This is a genomic window from Pseudomonas sp. NPDC089428 (assembly GCF_044749325.1).
In the GTDB taxonomy this organism is placed as follows: Bacteria; Pseudomonadota; Gammaproteobacteria; order Pseudomonadales; family Pseudomonadaceae; genus Aquipseudomonas.
This window is the reverse complement of the sequence record NZ_JBIVHT010000014.1, coordinates 31826-49893: the sequence shown is the minus strand read 5'-3', so window position 1 is coordinate 49893 and position 18068 is coordinate 31826. Positions and strand designations below refer to the sequence as shown.

Below are 18068 nucleotides of genomic sequence, written 5' to 3'. Positions count from 1 at the left end.
TCTGCGCTGGGCGCCTATCGCTTGCCCAACGCCAGCCGAGCCGCGAACAGCACGAATACCAGGCCGGTCGCACGGTCCATCCACTGGATGACCTTGCCCCGCCGCAACAGCGCCGCCAACGGCCGAGTCGCACCAATCAGCGCCATCGCCCACAGCAGGCCGAGCACCACGTGGATGCTGACCAGGCCGAAGGTCCAGGCCACCAGGGGCTGGCCTTGCGGGATGAACTGGGGCAGGAACGACACGTAGAAGATCCCGACCTTGGGGTTGAGCAAGTTACCCAGCATGCCCTTGAGGAACCAGTTGGCAGTGCGCTGGCCTTCCTCCCCGGCGGGTGCCAACGATCGCCGTGGGCGCAGGAGCATGTTGACGCCAAGCCAGGCCAGGTAGGCAGCCCCGCAGTACTTGAGGATGTTGTAGGCAAGCTCTGATACCGCAATCAATGCACCCAGGCCGAACGCAACGGCTGCGCCCCACAGCAGGCAGCCTGCATTGATGCCCAGGGCAGCGCGCATGCCCTGCTTGCGCCCCTCTACCGTGGCCGTCCTGAGAATCAGGGCAGTGTCCAGGCCTGGGGTCAGGGTCAGCAGCGTGGCTGCCAGGGTAAAGGCGATCAGGTTGTCGACGATGGGCATGCGGGATCTGGCCTTGGAGGAACGCTGGCGCAGATTAGCATGGCGTTGGCCTATCATGGTGGCTGGTACCCGCCTTTCTCTGGACAGCCCATGCCCTACCCCATCGAACAGAAACTCGTCGTCGGCGTCGCTTCCAGCGCCCTGTTCGACCTGACCGTCTCCGACAGCATCTACCAGTCCGAGGGCGTCGAAGCGTATCGCCTGCACCAGGAAGAAAACCTCGACGTGCCTTTCCCCAAGGGCGTGGCCTTCCCGTTCATCCGCCGCTTCCTGAGCATCAACAAGGCCTTTCCCGAGCAACTGCCGGTGGAGGTGGTGCTGCTCTCGCGCAACTCGCCGGAAACCGGTCTGCGGGTGTTCCGTTCGATCAACCATTACAACCTGGACATCACCCGCGCGGCGTTCATGTCCGGTCGTTCGCCGTACGAATACATCCCCGCGTTCAACGCCTCGCTGTTCCTCAGCGCCCATGAAGGCGACGTGCAGCGAGCGATCGATGCCGACTACCCGGCGGGCCTGGTGCTGCCGAGCAAGATCTACGATGACGAGATCGACACCGAGCTGCGGGTGGCCTTCGACTTCGATGGCGTGATTGCCGATGACGAGGCGGAAAGCGTTTACAAGCAGCGCCTGAACCTGGATGAGTTCCAGGCCCATGAACGTGAGCGCAAGGCGATTCCGCATCAACCAGGCCCCTTGGCGGACCTCTACAAGAAGCTGTCGCTGATCCGCCAGCTCGAAGACCGCAAGCTGGCGCAGGACCCCGCGTACAAGCGCATCCTGCGCATCGCCATCGTCACCGCGCGCAATGCGCCGGCCCATGAGCGAGTGGTGACCACCTTGAAGAACTGGGGGGTTTCGCCGGACGAGTCATTCTTCCTCGGAGGGATGGAAAAAGAGCGAGTGCTGCAGATTCTCAAGCCGCATATGTTCTTTGATGACCAGCGCAGTCACCTGTATTCGGCGGCGGGGGATCTACCCATGGTGCATGTGCCATTCGGGGTGGCGAATAACGGCCCCCAGAAGCGCCACTCTTCCCCTGCCACAGGGGTTGACCCCCTCAAAATGGATCCATGAATCAGCAATCATTCTCTGTTCGATAATCGAACTGAATTATTGCCAGGAAAACGAATGTAACTCATTGATTTAAAAGAATTTTTAATAATAAAAATGAAATCAAGTCTCTAGAACGGCAAAGTCGCTTGGCCGACCTATTGATGTAGGGATCCACAAAAAGCTTTGATTTGCACCTGACGTGCTGGCACTCGAGCCAATACCGATCACAAGAACAAAGGTGCTTCCATGTACGAACCGTCCCAAGCCGCCCCAGGGTGGCTGCCTTCGCCTTTCTGCCCTGCTGCCCCTGCCACCGAGGTGCAGCCATGAATCAGTGCCTGAGAGAGGTGATCAACGAACACCCCATGCGCCCCTTCCAGTACCTGGCCATCGGTGTGTGCATCGTGCTCAACATGATCGATGGCTTCGATGTCCTGGTGATGGCATTTACCGCTTCGTCGGTCGCCAGCGAATGGAACCTCAATGGCGCGCAGGTCGGCTTGTTGCTGAGCGCCGGGTTGTTTGGCATGGCAGCAGGCTCGCTGTTCATCGCGCCCTGGGCCGACCGCTTCGGTCGGCGACCGCTGATCCTGTGCTGCCTGGCCCTTTCCGGCATCGGCATGCTGCTGTCCGCACACACCCAGACGCCCTTGCAGCTGGCGCTGTTGCGCGGGCTGACCGGGCTGGGGATCGGCGGCATTCTGGCCAGCAGCAACGTCATCGCCGGCGAATACGCCAACAAGCGCTGGCGCGGCCTGGCGGTAAGCCTGCAGTCAACCGGCTATGCCCTGGGCGCAACCTTCGGCGGGCTATTGTCGGTGTGGCTGCTGACCCACTTCGGCTGGCGCTCGGTGTTCACCGTCGGCGGCTGGGCTACCCTGGCGACGCTGCCGGTCGTCATGCTGTGCCTGCCCGAGTCGCTGGACTTTCTGCTGGCCAAACGCCCGGCCAAGGGCGTGGCAAAGCTCGACCGCCTGGCCATCCAGCTCGGCCAGCCTGCCCCAGGCGCCTTTCCGCCTGCCGCACCGGCCTCACCGGCAGCCCAGCGCAGCGCCCTGCTGCAGTTGCTCAGCGCCGAGGCACGGGGTACCACCCTGCTGCTATGGGGCTTGTTCTTCCTGGTGATGTCCGGCTTCTACTTCGTCATGAGCTGGACACCGAAATTGCTGGCGTCCGCCGGGCTGTCCGCCCAACAGGGCGTCAGCGGCGGGGTGCTGCTCAGTGTCGGCGGCATCGTCGGCGCGGCACTGATCGGCCTGCTGGCATCGCGCTGGCGATTGGCAACGGTACTCTCGCTGTTCATGCTGGTCACCGCCGGGCTGCTGGTGCTGTTTGCCTGCACGGCCACTTCGGTGACATTCGCCCTGGCGCTGGGTTTGCTGATCGGCCTGGCCGCCAATGGCTGCGTTGCAGGGCTGTATGCGCTGTCACCGATGCTCTACGGCCCGTCGGTGCGCGCCACTGGCGTGGGCTGGGGGATTGGCATCGGCCGCATCGGTGCGATCCTCTCGCCCAGCATTGCCGGGCTGCTGCTTGACGATGGCTGGCAACCCTTGCACCTGTATGGCGTGTTCGCCGTGGTGTTCGTGATCGCCGCAGCGGCGTTGCTGCTGTTCAACCCTCGGCCCGAGGCGCGTCAACCCAGCGCACTGTCCAACGCCTGAACCTGACGGCCCTGGGGCGGCATGCAACCCGCGCTGCCCTACCTGCACAGCCTTGATTCGTTGCGCTAACATGGCGGCCTCTTTTCCGAGGTCGCCTGCAATGAGCAAACACGGCCAGACCATCCTGGTCGCCCTGCGCAAGATGATCGCTTCCGGCGAACTGGCTGGTGGCGAGCGCTTGATGGAGGTCCCTACTGCCGAGCGCTTCGGCGTCTCACGGATGCCGGTGCGCATGGCGTTTCGCACTCTCGAGCAGGAAGGCCTGCTGGTGCGCCACGGTGGCAAGGGTTTTCAAGTCAGGGCCTTGAGCGTCGAGGACATCACCGGGGCCGTGGAAGTGCGCGGTGTGCTGGAGGGCCTGGCGGCGCGGCAGTGCGCCGAGCGCGGCCTGGCACCTGAGGCCCTGGCCACGCTTCAGCAATGCCTGGATCAGGGTGACGCGCTGTTCGACAAGGGCTACATCACCGAGCAAGACCTCGAGCGCTTCCACGACCTGAACCTGCGCTTTCACCAGGTGATCGTCGAAAGCAGCGGCAACCCTGCCATTGCCGAGGCCCTGGCACGCAATGACCATCGCCCTTTCGCTTCCGTGTCGGCGCTGGCCTTCGACCGCCACGACATGGCGCGCGAGTATCGCCGCTTCAACTTCGCCCACATGCAGCACCACTCGCTGGTGGATGCACTGCGCAGCCGCCAGGGCGCGCGCGCCGAAGGCATCATGCGTGAACACGCCAACGCCACGCTGCGCTACGCCGAAGTGTTTGGTGCAGCCAGCGCAGCGGGCGGGGTACAGGTGATTTCCAGAAGCGACTAGTCTGCTGGCTTACAGGTCCAGCACCAGCACTGCGGACTTGGCGCGGGAGCAGCATGGGGTGAACTGGTCGTTGGCCGCCTGCTCGTCCTCGGTCAGGTACAGGTCGCGGTGCTCCGGCACCCCGTCCAGCACCCGTGTCAGGCAGGTGCCGCACACCCCTTGCTCGCAGGAAACGGCAATCGACACCCCGTGGCTTTCCAGCACCTGGACCACCGTCTTGTCCGCCGGGATTTCGAACACTTGCCCGGTGCTGCCGAGCCTGACCGAGAACGCACCATCGTTGCCGGTGTCGACCGGTGTGGCGGCGAAGTACTCCCGGTGCAGTTGCGCCTGGGGCCAACCCTGGTCGCGGGCAGTGTCCAGCACATGCTGCATGAACCCGGCCGGGCCGCACACATACAGATGATCATCAGCCCCTGGCCGCGCCAGCACCTGCGCCGCATCCAGACGTGACTCGGGGTTTTCATCGAAGTGCAGGTGCACCTGGCTGGCGAATGGCGCGCCGGCCAAGCGTTCGAGAAACGCCGCCCGCTCGCTTGAGCGCGCGCAGTAGTGCAGTTCGAACAGGTCGCCCTGCAGCCACAGCTGCTCGGCCATAGAGAGTATCGGCGTAATGCCGATTCCTCCGGCGAACAGCAGGCTGCGCGTGGCACCTGGCACCAGCTCGAAGAGGTTGCGCGGCGCACTGATGCGCAGCCGTTGCCCGGCCTGGACCTGCTCGTGCATGCACCGCGAACCACCGCGTGAAGCGGCGTCATTGAGCACGCCGATCAGGTAGCGGTGGCGTTCCTGGGGGTGGTTGCACAGTGAGTACTGGCGCACCAGCCCACCGGGCAGGTGCACGTCGATATGCGCGCCGGCGCTGAACGCGGGCAAGGGGTTGCCCTGGGCGCAGGTCAATTCGTAGCTGCAGATGCCTTCGGCTTCGTGGTTTCGGGAATTAACGACAACTTCAATCATGGTGCACCTTCCGTAGACGGCCACTGCGGTGGCCGTGCGCGACATCGACAGGGGGTTACTGGGCAGTTGCGATCAACTGCGGCGTCACCTGCGCCTGCTCCTCGACGAGCAGCCGCTCCAGGACCTTGCGCGACTGCACGCCACCGGCGTCGATGTTGAGCTTGAGCAGATTGCGCTGCGGGTTGGCCAGCAGGTTCGCCTGTTGCTGTTCGAGCATGTCGAGGTCTTCGCTGAAGATCTTCCCCTGCCCTTCGCGGATGCTGGCCGTCAAGGCCTTATCCTGTGGGTTGAAGCTGCGCGCCATGCCCCAGAAGTAGTGGATGGAGGTTTCAGTCTCCGGGGTGATGAAGTCGACCACGATGCTCGATGCCTTGTGCTCGGGGGCTGCGTCGTAACCGCCCTTGCCGGCCAGGGCCACGCCCACTTCGATCAGCACGTGGCTGGGCGGGGTAAAACGGCAGATCTGCCAGCGGTCGACCGGCTGATCGTCAGGCAGGTTGTTGCCACGCAAGGCCATGCGCCAGAACGGCGGGGCCATGATGTTCTCCATGTGCCGGGCAGTGACCACCTCATCGCCATTGACCGTGGTCACCGGCGGGGCTTCATCGATCTCTTTCTGGCCGATGCTGGAAGCGTGAACGTAGGTTTCGTGGGTCAAGTCCATGAGGTTGTCGATCATCAGGCGATAATCGCACTTGATGTGGAACAAGCCGCCGCCGTAGGCCCACTGCTCGTTCTCGGCCCATTCCAGGTGGCAGATGGTGGCGGGATCGGCCTTGTCCTGGTCGCCCGGCCATACCCAGATGAAGCCATGCCGCTCGACGGCGGCGTAGGTCTTGTTGCACGGGAAACCGCGAACGCGCTGGCCGGGCATCGACACGGTCTTGCCGTCACACCCCATCACCAGGCCGTGGTAGCCACAAACCAGCTGGCCATTTTCGACATAGCCCAGAGATAGCGGCGCGCCACGGTGCGGGCAGAAATCCTCGACCGCGTGGACCTGGTTCTCAAGGCCACGGTAGAACACCATTTTTTCGCCACAGATCTGCCGACCCAAGGGCTTTTCGGCAATTTCGTCAGGTGTGCAGGCGACATACCAGGCGTTTTTCGGGTACATGAAGCTCTCCATGGATTTTGTTTTTGTGGATCCATTGAAAGGCATAAAACGATTAAAAGTCAATTCAAATCATTGGATAACCATTTTTGTGGATCCACAGAAATGAAAATGGCGTTTTTCGAAGGCTTACTCAATGCCAGTCGCGACTCGGCATCGATACTGAAAGGCCATTGAACAGGGAGGCCATTGGGGCTGCGCTGTCGCGTAGAGAACTGGGTTCGCAAGCGGTCCGCATACCTTTGAGAGCGGCTTTAGCCGCGAAGAATCCAACGCGGTGCATGGCACCGGCTGCGCCGGTGTTCGCGGGCAAGCCCGCTCCCACAGGGACCGTGCCAGCTTTTAGAAATTGAGCAAGACAGTAGCTCTCACAGTGTCCCTGCTAATTCAATGCGTGCAGTGCTATGAGAGCGGACCGACGATGGGCCGCAAAACCCTGGCTGCAGCCTCAGGGGGATTGCCGAGGCATGCACTTCTCGACCAGCGTATCCCGGTTGGGATTGTTGGGGAGGGTCTTCAAACGATCGGGCTGGCAGTGTTCATCGGACACCGCGTAGTGGGAAGAATCATCGCCACAGCCCGCCAGCAGGACAGCGATGACAATCACAAGCAGGGGTTTGCGAATCATTTGCTCACTCCATTGAAAGGCGGAGGTTTGGCAAAGAAAGGATTCTTGCCCAAAGCGTAGCGCGTCACAGGCCGAGTTCAATGCCAGACTGACATTGATCCAACAAACGATCGAGCTGATTTTGCCCACTGCCGCGTGAGGTACTGCATGAGCCTGATACCCAACCTGAATGGCCAAGCCAATGTCCTGATAGGCGGCGCAAGCCGAGGCATAGGCTTGGCGCTGTGTACGGCATTGCTGGCCGATGATGAGGTGGCCAGGCTCTGGGCCGTCTCACGCAACGCCACGGGCAATGAGGCGCTTGCAGAACTCGCTAGCCAACACGGCGAGCGCCTGGTGCTGGTGGATTGCGACGCGCGAGACGAACAAGCGCTCGCGGCACTGGCAGCTGAGCTTGGGCATGCCTGCGACCACCTTCACCTGGTCATCAGCACCTTGGGCATCCTCCAGCAGGACGGCGCCAAGGCAGAAAAATCATTGGCACAACTGGATCTTGCCGGCCTGCAGGCGAGTTTCGCGACCAATGCCTTCGCACCGATACTGCTGCTCAAACACCTGTTGCCCTTGCTGCGCAAGGAGCCCGCCACCTTTGCCGCGCTGTCAGCCAGAGTTGGATCGATCGGCGATAACCGCCTGGGGGGTTGGTACAGCTATCGGGCCAGCAAGGCAGCGCTCAATCAGCTGCTGCACACGGCAAGTATCGAGCTGAGGCGGCTGAACCCGGCGGCCACGGTGCTGGCGCTGCATCCCGGAACCACCGACACGCAGCTATCGCGGCCGTTTCAAGGAAATGTGCCAGAGGGCAAGCTGTTTGACCCTGCGTTCGCGGCGCAATGCGTCATCGAGCAGGTGGAACGGTTGGGGCCCACGGACAGCGGAGGGTTCTGGGCGTGGGACGGGCGAGCGATTGAATGGTGAGATTATCGGCAACCGTCAGCGCACACAGCGTTGCCCTGGCTCGCGCCCACCTCTTCCATGAAATCTGCAAGAAATGCCTCGAGCCGCCCATGGCGCTCGGCAGCCAGCCGAGCCCCTTCGCCGGTGGTGAAACCTGAGGCAAGTTTCAGCAGCTTGGTTTGAAAGTGCTCGATCGCATAGGCCGTATCTCGATACGCCCTGCCCTGCGCACCGGGGTTCTCGAAGTCGTATAACGCCGAGCCCATTCGCCCAGCCGTGTAGAAACACCGGGCAATACCCAACGCACCCAAGGCATCCAGCCGATCACTGTCCTGAAGGATTTTGGCCTCAAGCGTCTCAGGTTCGAAACCGGCTGAGTAGCTGTGGGCCTTGACGGCATGTGCCACCTGCTCGATGCGCTGCGCAGGCCAGCCCACGCCAGCCAGGATCGACGCAGCCTTGTCCGCGGACAGCGTCGATGCCTGGTCACGCAGTGGCGAGTTCTTTTCCACGGCGACGCAGTCATGCAGCACCGTCGCAGCGAGCAGCACCTCCAGATCGCCGCCTTCCACCCGCTGGATCCGCTGCGCGTTGACCCACACGCGATGGATATGGGACAGATCATGGGAGCCGTCTTGCAGGCCAGCCGGCAGGCTTTTCAGCAACGCGGCGGCGAGGGCCTGGAAAGGGGCAAATGTTTCACCAGTCATCTGAAGTGCATTCCATACTTATCAAAAAAGTTACCCATGACCCTCGTGCCTTCACGTGACATTCCATTTCGGACAACCGAACCTTATCCGAACAGCGTGGCTACCTCCATCTGACCGTCCGCTTTCGACACATTGACCTGCCAGCCACGTGAACCATACTGGCTCACGTTGTGGCATCCGCCCATTCCACATCCTGACGATCGAGACCTGTTCATGGCCCGCCTGTTCAACCCGTCGCCAGGCCTGCGTGACGCCGCGCCCAATCGCTGGGACTGGATCCTCCTGCCGCTGGTGCTGGTCTTGCTGGTGCTCGCCGCCTATGGCGCCATGCAGATGAGCCGGCCGTTCGTGGTCGGCGAGGCGCTGCCGATTTCCCTCGATCCGGTCAACCTGCCCTATTACCTGATGCGCACCATCCTGCGGATGTTCATCGCGCTGGGCTTCTCGCTGCTGTTCGCCTTTGTGTTCGCCGCGCTGGCGGCCAAGTATCGCGCCGCCGAGAAAGCCATGATCCCGCTGCTGGACGTACTCCAGTCGGTGCCCATCCTGGGCTTCCAGGCCATCGCCATCGCGCCCTTCATTGCGCTGTTTCCGGGCAACCTGCTGGGCGTGGAATGCGCGGCGATCTTCGCCATCTTCACCTCGCAGGCATGGAACATGGCGCTGAGCCTGTACCAGTCGTTCCGCACCGTGCCGCCCGAACTGAACGAGGCCGCGCGAATCTTCCGCCTCTCGGCCTGGCAACGCTTCTGGCGCCTGGAGCTGCCTTTTGCCATGCCCGGCCTGCTGTGGAACATGATGATGTCGATGTCCGGTGGCTGGTTCTTCCTGGTCGCCGCCGAGGCCATCTCGGTGGCGGGGCAGGACATCAAGCTGCCCGGCATCGGCTCGTACATCGCCGTGGCCATCGACCAGCGCAACCTTGCTGCCATTGCCTGGGCCATCGGCGCGATGCTCACCGGCATCCTGCTTTACGACCAGCTGTTCTTCCGCCCCCTGCTGGCCTGGGCCGACCGCTTCCGCTTCGAAGACACCCAGGGCGACACCGCACAGCGTTCCTGGGTGCTTGACGTGGCCCGTCGCAGCCGTTGGTTGAGCGCCTTCAGTGGGTGGCTGGCGATGGGTTTGCAGAACGCCATGGGCTGGTTTGCCGGGGGCCGCGACGGCACCGTGGCACGGCGCCAGTGGCTGCGCCTGCCCGCCTGGTGGCCGCGGGCCTGGGACCTCATCCTGGTGCTGGCCTGCGCCTTCGCCTTCTTGCGCCTGGGGCTGTTCGTGCACCAGGACGTCGGTTGGGGCGAAGCCCTGCATGTGCTCGGCCTGGGCCTGATCACTCTGTGCCGGGTGATGCTGCTGATCGGCCTTGCTTCGCTGGTGTGGGTGCCGCTGTCGATCTGGATCGGCCTGCGCCCTCGCTACTCGCAGAAGGTCCAGGCGCTGGCGCAGTTCCTTGCCGCCTTCCCGGTCAACCTGCTGTTCCCGCTGGTGGTGTTGCTGCTGGTGCACTTTGAGCTCAGCCCGAACATCTGGCTGAGCCCGCTGATGGTCTTCGGCACGCAGTGGTACATCCTGTTCAACGTGGTCGCAGGCGCGGCCAGCATCCCCTACGAACTGCGCCTGGCCGCCGAGAACCTTGGCCTGCGCGGCTGGCTGAAATGGAAACGCGTGTACCTGCCGGCGGTGTTCCCCAGCTTCGTCACGGGCGCCATCACCGCCAGTGGCGGCTCGTGGAACGCCAGCATCGTCGCCGAGTACGTCAGCTGGGGCGACACCTCACTGGTGGCAGACGGCCTGGGCAGCTACATCAAGCAGATGACCGACGCCGGCGACTTCCACCGTATAGCCTTGGGCATCGGCGTGATGTGTATCTACGTGATGCTGCTGAACCGCTTCTTCTGGCGCCGCCTGTACCTGCTCGCCGAAAGCCGTCGTTGAGGACCTGCCATGAAACCACTGCTGATCGAACTCAAGGGCGTGAGCAAGGCCTTCCAGGCCTCCGACGGCACCCCGCGCACCGTCCTCGAAGGCGTCGACTTCCACCTGCGCGAGCGTGAGATCGTCGCCCTGCTCGGCCGCTCCGGCTCGGGCAAGTCGACCCTGCTACGGATCATCGCCGGCCTGGTCGGCGCCGACCGCGGTACCGTCAAATACCATGGCCGGCCGATCCATGGGCCGGTGGGCGGCGTGGCCATGGTCTTCCAAACCTTCGCGCTGTTCCCCTGGCTGACCGTGCAGCAGAACGTCGAGCTCGGCCTGGAAGCCCAGGGCGTGACCCCGGCCGAGCGCGAGCGCCTGGCCGGCGCGGCGCTGGAGCTGATCGGCCTGGCCGGTTTCGGCGGTGCGCTGCCGCGCGAACTGTCCGGCGGCATGCGCCAGCGCGTGGGCATTGCCCGCGCCCTGGTGATGAACCCCGAGGTGCTGCTGATGGACGAGGCCTTCTCGGCGCTCGACGTGCTCACCGGCGAAACCCTGCGCGACGACATGCTCGAACTCTGGGAAGAGCACCGCATCACCACCCGCAGCATCCTGGTGGTGTCGCACAACATCGAGGAAACGGTGATGATGGCCGACCGCATCCTGATCCTCTCCAGCGACCCGGGCCGGGTGCGCTCGGAGCTGCACATCGACCTGCCGCGCCCGCGCAATGCCGATTCTGCCGAGGTCCGCGCGCTGGTCGACGAGGTCTACGCACTGATGACCCAGCGCCCCGAAGCCATCGCCGCCGCTGGGGCGCCGCCGGCGGTGGAGCTGGGCTACCGGCTGCCCGGCGCCGACATCGCGCGAATGGAAAGCGTGCTCGAACTGATCGCCGGCGAGCCGTTCAACGGCGAGGCCGACCTGCCGCACCTGGCTGAGGAAACAGAGCTGCCCGACGAGGTGCTGTTCCCGATCTACGAGGCCCTGGGCCTGCTCGGCTTCGCCCAGGTGATCGAGGGCGACATCCGCCTCACGCGCCAGGGCCGCCACTACGTCGCCGCCCGCCAGGCGCGGCGCCAGGACCTCTTCGCGCGGCAGTGCAAGGGCCGTGTATCGCTGATCGGCTACATCCTCGACAGCCTTCACCTGGAACCCGCCGGCCTGCTGGAAAAGACCGTGCTCGACCGCCTGACCGAATACATGGACGCCGAGGAAGCCGAGCGCGTGCTCAAGGTGGCCATCGAGTGGGGGCGCTATGCCGAACTCTATGCGTACGACTTCCACACCCGCCGCTTGACCCTGGCGCGGGAAATGCTGGGTGAGCAGTGATTCGGCTGGCAGTCACTTGCCGCTGGTCACTGGCTGGCTTGAGATCCCGCTCAGGTGGCATAACCTGAATGCTGCACAGTGCCTCACCTCGCTGCCGCCCCGCGGCTGACCCACGCAATGGGAGAAGACAATGAAGCTCTTTTATTCGCCAGGTGCCTGTTCACTCTCGCCGCACATCGTACTCAACGAACTGGACCTGCCCTACACCGTCGAGAAAGTCGACCTCAAGACCCACACCACCGCCAGCGGCGCGGATTTCTACACGCTCAATGCCAAGGGCTACGTGCCAGCCCTGCAACTGGATAACGGCGAAGTCCTGACTGAGGGCCCGGCCATCGTCCAGTACCTTGCCGAGCAGAAACCCCAGGCCAACCTGCTGCCAGCGGCGGGCTCGCTGGCGCGCGTGCGGGTGCAGGAATGGCTGAACTTCATCGGCACCGAACTGCACAAGACCCTCGGAGCCCTGTTCAACCCCAGCATCAGCGCAGAGGCCAAGAGCAGGACCCTCGATACCTTCGGCAAACGCCTGGGCTTTGTGGAGAAGGCCTTGCAAGGCAAGGACTACCTCACCGGCAATACCTTCAGCGTGGCCGATGCCTACCTGTTCACCATCGTCAACTGGGCGCCCATGCTGGGCATTGACCTTACGCCCTGGCCGACTGTGGCGCAGTTCCAGAAGCGCGTAGCCAGCCGACCGGCCGTGCAGAAGACCCTGCAGGCTGAAGGACTGATCTGACGCCGCTGGCATCTTCGTCGGGATCATGCCTGGCACAGGAATGATCAAATCGATCTCGGCGAGCTTGATCCATGTGATCCCTGAATCCGCTGGCCATTTCACGTCAGTCATCACAGCGTTCCTCAGCATGCCGTTGACCTGCGTGCTGAGCAACGACGCTTTCCAGTTCGCAAGCCTCCCTATCCTGGCCGAGACCGCGGTGGCGCCGATCGCCCCCGCGCCTTGCTCGCAAAGGGGGGGAACAACGGGTCAGGCACAGACAGTTCACGCGTAGACAAGTTACCTTTGGTAAGTTACCTTCAGTATATAGAGAGTGGCTCTTGAGGGTTAAGCGAGCTACTCATCTGACACTCGGAGAGCTAACCATGCACAGCGTGATCGTCGTCGCCCATCCCAATCCCCATTCATTGACTCATGCCATTGCCCAGCGCATCGCGCAAAGCATCACCGCTTCGGACTCCCGACACAGCGCGGAAATTGCTGACCTCATTGCCGAGGGTTTCGATCCGCGCTTCAACCTGGCGGATCACGGACTATTTCTCAAGCAGTCTGCCCCGCCCGCTGACGTTGCCGCAGAACAGGAACGACTTGATCGGGCGGACGCCCTGGTCATCGTCTACCCGATCTACTGGTGGTCATTCCCTGCCGTGCTCAAGGGCTGGATCGACCGCGTCTTTGCGCAGGGCTGGGCTTATGAGGAGATGAGCAACGGCAAGTTGGTAAAGAAATTGGGGCACTTGCAGGTGCACTTGGTAGCCATCGGCGGTGCCGATGAAGGCACCTACATGCGACACGGCTATACACCCGCCATGAAGGCCCAGATAGACCACGGGATTTTTGACTACTGTGGCGCAAATGTGCGCAGCTCCTGCCTACTGCTTCCCTCGGATGGTGACTATGCACAGGCTCATCTGCACACAGCGCAAAGGATCGGTGCCAGTATCTTCGCTCCCCAGGAACCAGCCACAGCGGGGCAAACCTGCGCATGACGTCGCCAACTCCCGTACCTTCGCGCCGGCGCCTGACCCGGGAAGCCCGTGCACGCCAGTTGCTGGAAGTCTCCTGGGCGTTGATCAACGACGAGGGTACCGATTCTCTCACGCTCGGTCGTCTGGCTGAGGCGGCAGGCGTCACCAAGCCGGTGGTCTACGATCACTTCGGAACCCGAAATGGGTTATTGGCTGCACTGTATGAAGACTTCGACATTCGCCAAACCGCCCTCTTCGATCATGCTGTCGCAGCGGCTGAGCCTACGGTGCAGGACAAGGCGAGGGTTTTCGCCAACGCCTATGTCGATTGCGTGATGACACAGGGGCGCGAGATCCAGGGCGTCCTGGCGGCCCTTGGCGGCTCGCCAGAGCTGGTCATCGTCAAACGCCACTACCAAAAGGCCCTGCTCAAGAAATGCGCCGAGATATTTGCGCCTTTCACTGGGCCGGTTGGTGTATCCAACGCCAGCCTCTGGGCGATGTTAGGGGCCGCAGATGCGCTGTCGGACGCTGCGGTATCAGGCGACATCGCTGAGCATGAGGCAAAAGAAGAGTTGCGACTCAGTATCCTGCAGGTGGTTCAACGCGGCGCCTAGAAATCAGTTTCTGCCATGGGGCGAAAGGCTCAGGCCAACTCCACTCCGCCGTTCCAGCTCGCCAATACTCACAGCAACAAGATCCTTGACTATAGAGCAGGCTCTACACATTACCCTGCGCCGATGGGTAGCCATTTTCAGCGACATGCGCTCTGCCCACGCTAAAGACAATGAAAGGGAACATCATCGTGCGATCTCATCTAGGCAAAGGCATCCTGTTTGCGCTCTGCGCCGCATCCTTGAATGCAACCATCGGTGTACTCAGCAAGTTCTTGATCAGCGTGGGTTTCAGCTCGAGCAGCATCGCCTTGATCAAAACCGCTCTCGGCTGCCTGCTGTTGTCAGTTCTCCTGCCATTATTGAAACGACCCGCGTCCCCTGGCAGGTGGCTACCTGCAGCCATTTGTTCGTTTCTCGGAATATTCGTGTTGTTTCACTTTGAAACTGCCGCCTACAGCCATTATGCAGCGGCCGGCGTCGTCATCATTCTGATGGCGAGCGCCTCCATTTCCTCGATTCTATTGGGGCGCATCTTCCTTCACGATCCCATCACAGCCAACACCATGATGGGCGCCGGCTTGACGATTGCCGGTATTACGGTGATTTTTGGCGCCGACCTGGAACAAGGCTTCACGCTGCAAGGCGCGGTACTTGCTGCGATTGGCGGAGGCGGCTATGGGGCCTTTTCGGTTGCCATGAAGCGCATGGGTGTATCGGGAGGGCTGCATTTCACCCGGCAATTGTTGTTCTTTGGCAGCTTCTACCTCCTGATGCCGGCGGCTACCGATGGTTTCGCAGCGGGCGAGCTATCGCCGCTGACGATCGCCACACTGCTGGCGCTCGCCACGCTGCCGACAATTCTGGGCTTCTTCTGCACCACAAAGGCAATCGAGTATCTCAAACCATCCCAAGTGCAAGCGTTGGAGCTGACAGAGCCACTGTTCGCCGCACTGCTGGCCTTTATAGCGCTCAATGAAATACCGCGAGAAAGCCTGTACGCGGGTGCGGCACTGATCCTCGTTGGCCTGTGTTTCTCTAATGAGCTAATCCGCGTAGGCAGCAAAGTATCGGTACCGTCCACCGAATGAGCCCCCTTGGACAACCTAACTCAGCCAGTTGCAGTTTCTCTGGCGATTGATAGCCACTGGTGGGCCTGCCTAGGGTGCAAGCCCACGAAGGAGCGTTTCACCTTCACACCACCGCAGGGTTTCTATAATCCGCTCATCCCCAGCCCTGTCAGGAGCTACCCCGCATGCCTTCCATTCATGACGCAGCCCAGAGCGGATACTCCAGCCAGGCCCATACCTACGCCCAAGGCCGGCCCACATACCCTCAAGCCTTGACCACCTGGCTGCAACAGCGGCTGATGATCGACAGGCAAACCCGCGTGATCGACCTTGGCGCTGGCACCGGCAAATTCACCCGCCAGCTCCTGCCATTGACTGACCGGTTGATGGCCGTCGAGCCCGTCGATGCGATGCGCCGGGAGTTCGCCAAGAGCGTGCCCGGCATCGAGGTGCTGGCCGGCACAGCCCAGGCAATACCCTTGCCCGCGGCCAGCGCCGACGTGGTGCTGTGCGCCCAGGCGTTCCACTGGTTCGCCGACGCCCAGGCACTGGCAGAGATCCATCGGGTGCTCAAGCCCGGCGGGCGCCTGGGGCTGGTGTGGAACGTACGGGACGAGTCGGTCGATTGGGTCGCGGCGATTACCCGGATCATCACCCCTTACGAAGGCAATACACCGCGCTTTCATACCGGCCAATGGCGCGCCGCGTTCGACGGCTCCGGCTTCGCGACGCCGGAACTGACCTGCTTCGAGCACGCTCACCTCGGCAGCGCCGAAACGGTGATCATGGACCGCTTCCTGTCGGTCAGTTTCATCGCCAGCCTGCCACCTGCGGACAAGGCCGAGGTTACCCGGCAGCTGCGCGAACTGATCCAGACGCATCCGGCGCTGCGGGGCCGGGAAACCATCGCGTTCCCCTATCAGACCCAGGCGTACCTCTGCCATCGACTCGGCTGAAGCTCAGTCCGTTCGGAACGTCACGCAGCCCAGGTTTCGTGAAGATGACGCCATAGCACGCGCTCGCCTTGCAGGCTGAACAGTGCGGCCACCGACAACCATCGAACGCACTAACGCTGGATGCAGAAGCCTGCCACCATCTGGCGCAATTCACCCGATCTGACATCCATCGTTTTGCAAACGTCCAGCGTCTGCTGTTGGCCCATTTGAACATGCTGATTGAGCGTCGCGATTTCGCCCACTTCGCGACTGATCGACTCGACCACCGCGCGCTGCTGACCCGTGGCGGCGGCAACGGACTGGTTCATTGCATCAATATCGGCCAAACGCTCGATAACCGCCTCAATCCCCCCGCAGGCCTGAGCAATGACGTTTACGCTGTGCTCGGCATGCCGATGGCTGGCAACCATCGAGGCAATCGACGCTTGGGCGCCGAGCTGAAGCGATTCGATCATGTCATGGATCTCCTGGGCCGACCCCTGGCTGCGATGCGCCAGTTGACGAACCTCATCCGCCACTACCGCAAAACCTCGGCCAGACTCCCCTGCTCGCGCAGCTTCAATGGCTGCGTTTAGCGCAAGCAAATTGGTCTGTTGGGCGATGCTGTGGATCACTTCAAGGATACGCCCGATGGCTTCGGTCTGACCGCCCAATTGCTCCATGCTCGCACGGGCGGTTTCAACTTGGGCCGCGAGCGCATCAAGTGCCGTGGAACCATCGCGCAGAATACGCTGGCCCTGCTCGGCCTGCTTGCGCGCCGCAGCACTTTGCAGCGAAACATTGGCGGCGTTACCGGCGATTTCCTCGGCGGCGGCGCCCAATTGCTCAATGGCCGCGGCAACCGTGTCGCTACGCTGCACCAGCTCGCCTGACTGGCGCAGGGTAGCCTGGCTGGCCTGGACCACACTGCGCGCACCGTCATCGACACCGACGCAACCCGTGGCGACCAGCCCGATGGTGCGCTGCATGCGCTCGACGAAAAGGTTGAAGGCCTGGGCCAACTGGGCCAGTTCGTCACGGCCAGTGGCCGGCAGGCGCTGGGTGAGGTCGCCTTCACCGGCGGCAATGTCCTGCATGGCGACGATCATGCGTGACAGCGGCTTCAGCAGCATACGCAGCAACACCCCGAGGGCGAGCATCACCAGCAGCACTGACACCAGCATGGCGATCAAGGCCGAGCCGCTGAAGTCGCGCAACTGCCGGTAGGCCAGATCACGATCGACCGATAGCCCGATATACCAATCGGCAGCCGGCAGCCCGGGTACCGGGACGAAGGTGTCGAGGCGAACCTGGCCATTGACCTCGTGCTCTTGCAGGTCACGACTGACTTTCAGGGGGTGCGCCGGGTCCAGTTCGTCGAGACGACGGTTGATCAGCTCGGTCTGTGGATGCACCAGGATCTTCCCGGCACCATTGACCAGATAGGCATAGCCCTTTCCTTGCAGATCGACGCTGCCAATGATCTGCACCAAGGTATCGATAGGCATTCCCGCACCCACCGCGCCAAGCAACTCGCCGGCACGCACCACCGGGGCGGCGGCGGCCATGATCATTTCCTGGGTGGCGGCATTGACATAGGGCTCGGTAAGAACGCTGTCGTTGCGCCCCTGCACACGCAGGTACCAATCGCGCTGGCGGGCATCATAGCCGGCGGGCATATCCTGCTGCGGGCGAATGCTGAAACTGCCATCGGCGCGCGCCAGGTAGACCATGTTGAAGGTGTTCTTCAGTACATCTTGGTCGAAAGCCTGCTCGACGGAAGCCTCGCTGGTATCTGCGGCCAATCGTTGTGCCAGGCTTTCCACCAGCAGTACTCGCCCGCCAAGCCAGTTGTGAACGCTGTCGGCGGCCAGGGCGCCAACCTCGCGCAGCTGGCTTTGCAGCTCTCGAGCCAGCAGGCGCTTTTGCCAGATGTGGTTGTACAGGGTGAACGAAGCGAAGGCACTGACCACAACCAGTGCAGCGGCCAACAGAATCTTGTGGCTGAATTTCATCATCTA

Annotated in this window: 17 protein-coding genes and 1 pseudogene; 11 read left to right on the top strand and 7 right to left on the bottom strand. The window is 62.5% G+C overall.

Annotation, left to right across the window (positions count from 1 at the left end; all coding sequences use genetic code 11):
- Positions 1-14: 14 nt before the first annotated feature.
- Positions 15-635 (bottom strand): LysE family translocator, encoded by a 621-nt coding sequence (locus tag ACIPZ5_RS21815; protein ID WP_343596351.1) that lies wholly within the window; start codon positions 633-635, stop codon positions 15-17.
- 90 nt (positions 636-725) lie between these two features.
- Between ACIPZ5_RS21815 and ACIPZ5_RS21810 the strand changes: the two genes are divergently transcribed.
- From ACIPZ5_RS21810 to ACIPZ5_RS21800, 3 genes are all read left to right on the top strand, one after another.
- Positions 726-1712, top strand: coding sequence for a 5'-nucleotidase (locus ACIPZ5_RS21810; RefSeq protein ID WP_400810579.1), 987 nt, complete (start codon positions 726-728; stop codon positions 1710-1712).
- A 305-nt stretch (positions 1713-2017) separates the two neighbouring features.
- Positions 2018-3355, top strand: a complete 1338-nt coding sequence (locus ACIPZ5_RS21805; protein WP_343596354.1) for an MFS transporter — start codon at positions 2018-2020, stop codon at positions 3353-3355.
- A 100-nt stretch (positions 3356-3455) separates the two neighbouring features.
- Positions 3456-4169 (top strand): GntR family transcriptional regulator, encoded by a 714-nt coding sequence (locus tag ACIPZ5_RS21800; protein ID WP_085676022.1) that lies wholly within the window; start codon positions 3456-3458, stop codon positions 4167-4169.
- A gap of 9 nt (positions 4170-4178) precedes the next feature.
- Here ACIPZ5_RS21800 and ACIPZ5_RS21795 read toward each other — a convergent pair whose 3' ends face one another.
- The 3 genes from ACIPZ5_RS21795 to trbK form a co-directional block, all read right to left on the bottom strand.
- Positions 4179-5129: a PDR/VanB family oxidoreductase gene (locus ACIPZ5_RS21795; RefSeq protein ID WP_400810576.1), complete on the bottom strand. Its 951-nt coding sequence runs from the start codon at positions 5127-5129 to the stop codon at positions 4179-4181.
- A 55-nt stretch (positions 5130-5184) separates the two neighbouring features.
- Positions 5185-6246, bottom strand: coding sequence for a Rieske 2Fe-2S domain-containing protein (locus ACIPZ5_RS21790; RefSeq protein ID WP_400810574.1), 1062 nt, complete (start codon positions 6244-6246; stop codon positions 5185-5187).
- 445 nt (positions 6247-6691) lie between these two features.
- Entirely contained in the window at positions 6692-6871 is a 180-nt protein-coding gene (trbK, locus tag ACIPZ5_RS21785; RefSeq protein WP_085676025.1) for an entry exclusion lipoprotein TrbK, read from the bottom strand.
- 147 nt (positions 6872-7018) lie between these two features.
- On the opposite strand from trbK, the gene ACIPZ5_RS21780 reads away from it, so the two are divergent.
- Positions 7019-7789, top strand: a complete 771-nt coding sequence (locus tag ACIPZ5_RS21780; RefSeq protein WP_400810572.1) for an SDR family NAD(P)-dependent oxidoreductase — start codon at positions 7019-7021, stop codon at positions 7787-7789.
- A gap of 2 nt (positions 7790-7791) precedes the next feature.
- Here ACIPZ5_RS21780 and ACIPZ5_RS21775 read toward each other — a convergent pair whose 3' ends face one another.
- Positions 7792-8478, bottom strand: a complete 687-nt coding sequence (locus tag ACIPZ5_RS21775) for an HD domain-containing protein (protein ID WP_400810570.1) — start codon at positions 8476-8478, stop codon at positions 7792-7794.
- Positions 8479-8691: 213 nt separating this feature from the next.
- On the opposite strand from ACIPZ5_RS21775, the gene ACIPZ5_RS21770 reads away from it, so the two are divergent.
- The 7 genes from ACIPZ5_RS21770 (at position 8692) to ACIPZ5_RS21740 (ending at position 16068) form a co-directional block, all read left to right on the top strand.
- On the top strand, positions 8692-10413 hold the full coding sequence (locus tag ACIPZ5_RS21770; RefSeq protein WP_343596365.1) for an ABC transporter permease subunit: 1722 nt from the start codon (positions 8692-8694) through the stop codon (positions 10411-10413).
- Between the two features lie 9 nt (positions 10414-10422).
- Entirely contained in the window at positions 10423-11724 is a 1302-nt protein-coding gene (locus tag ACIPZ5_RS21765) for a nitrate/sulfonate/bicarbonate ABC transporter ATP-binding protein (RefSeq protein ID WP_261943590.1), read from the top strand.
- Positions 11725-11854: 130 nt separating this feature from the next.
- On the top strand, positions 11855-12460 hold the full coding sequence (gstA, locus tag ACIPZ5_RS21760; protein WP_400810568.1) for a glutathione transferase GstA: 606 nt from the start codon (positions 11855-11857) through the stop codon (positions 12458-12460).
- A gap of 365 nt (positions 12461-12825) precedes the next feature.
- Positions 12826-13449 carry an NAD(P)H-dependent oxidoreductase gene (locus ACIPZ5_RS21755; protein ID WP_343596371.1) on the top strand — a complete coding sequence of 208 codons (624 nt, stop codon included), beginning with the start codon at positions 12826-12828 and terminating at the stop codon, positions 13447-13449.
- Complete coding sequence (locus ACIPZ5_RS21750; protein WP_343596373.1) at positions 13446-14045, top strand: TetR/AcrR family transcriptional regulator; 600 nt, start codon at positions 13446-13448, stop codon at positions 14043-14045. Before ACIPZ5_RS21755 ends, ACIPZ5_RS21750 begins: the two co-directional genes overlap by 4 nt.
- Before the next feature lie 170 nt (positions 14046-14215).
- Entirely contained in the window at positions 14216-15133 is a 918-nt protein-coding gene (locus ACIPZ5_RS21745; protein WP_400810565.1) for a DMT family transporter, read from the top strand.
- A 164-nt stretch (positions 15134-15297) separates the two neighbouring features.
- Positions 15298-16068 carry a class I SAM-dependent methyltransferase gene (locus ACIPZ5_RS21740; protein WP_400810563.1) on the top strand — a complete coding sequence of 257 codons (771 nt, stop codon included), beginning with the start codon at positions 15298-15300 and terminating at the stop codon, positions 16066-16068.
- A 110-nt stretch (positions 16069-16178) separates the two neighbouring features.
- Here the strand turns inward: ACIPZ5_RS21740 and ACIPZ5_RS21735 are convergent, their stop codons facing one another.
- Both ACIPZ5_RS21735 and ACIPZ5_RS21730 read right to left on the bottom strand, forming a co-directional pair.
- On the bottom strand, positions 16179-17036 hold the full coding sequence (locus ACIPZ5_RS21735) for a methyl-accepting chemotaxis protein (protein ID WP_400810697.1): 858 nt from the start codon (positions 17034-17036) through the stop codon (positions 16179-16181).
- Positions 17037-17042: 6 nt separating this feature from the next.
- Positions 17043-18062 (bottom strand): annotated as a pseudogene (locus ACIPZ5_RS21730) (cache domain-containing protein); the annotation flags it as partial.
- Positions 18063-18068: the final 6 nt, after the last annotated feature.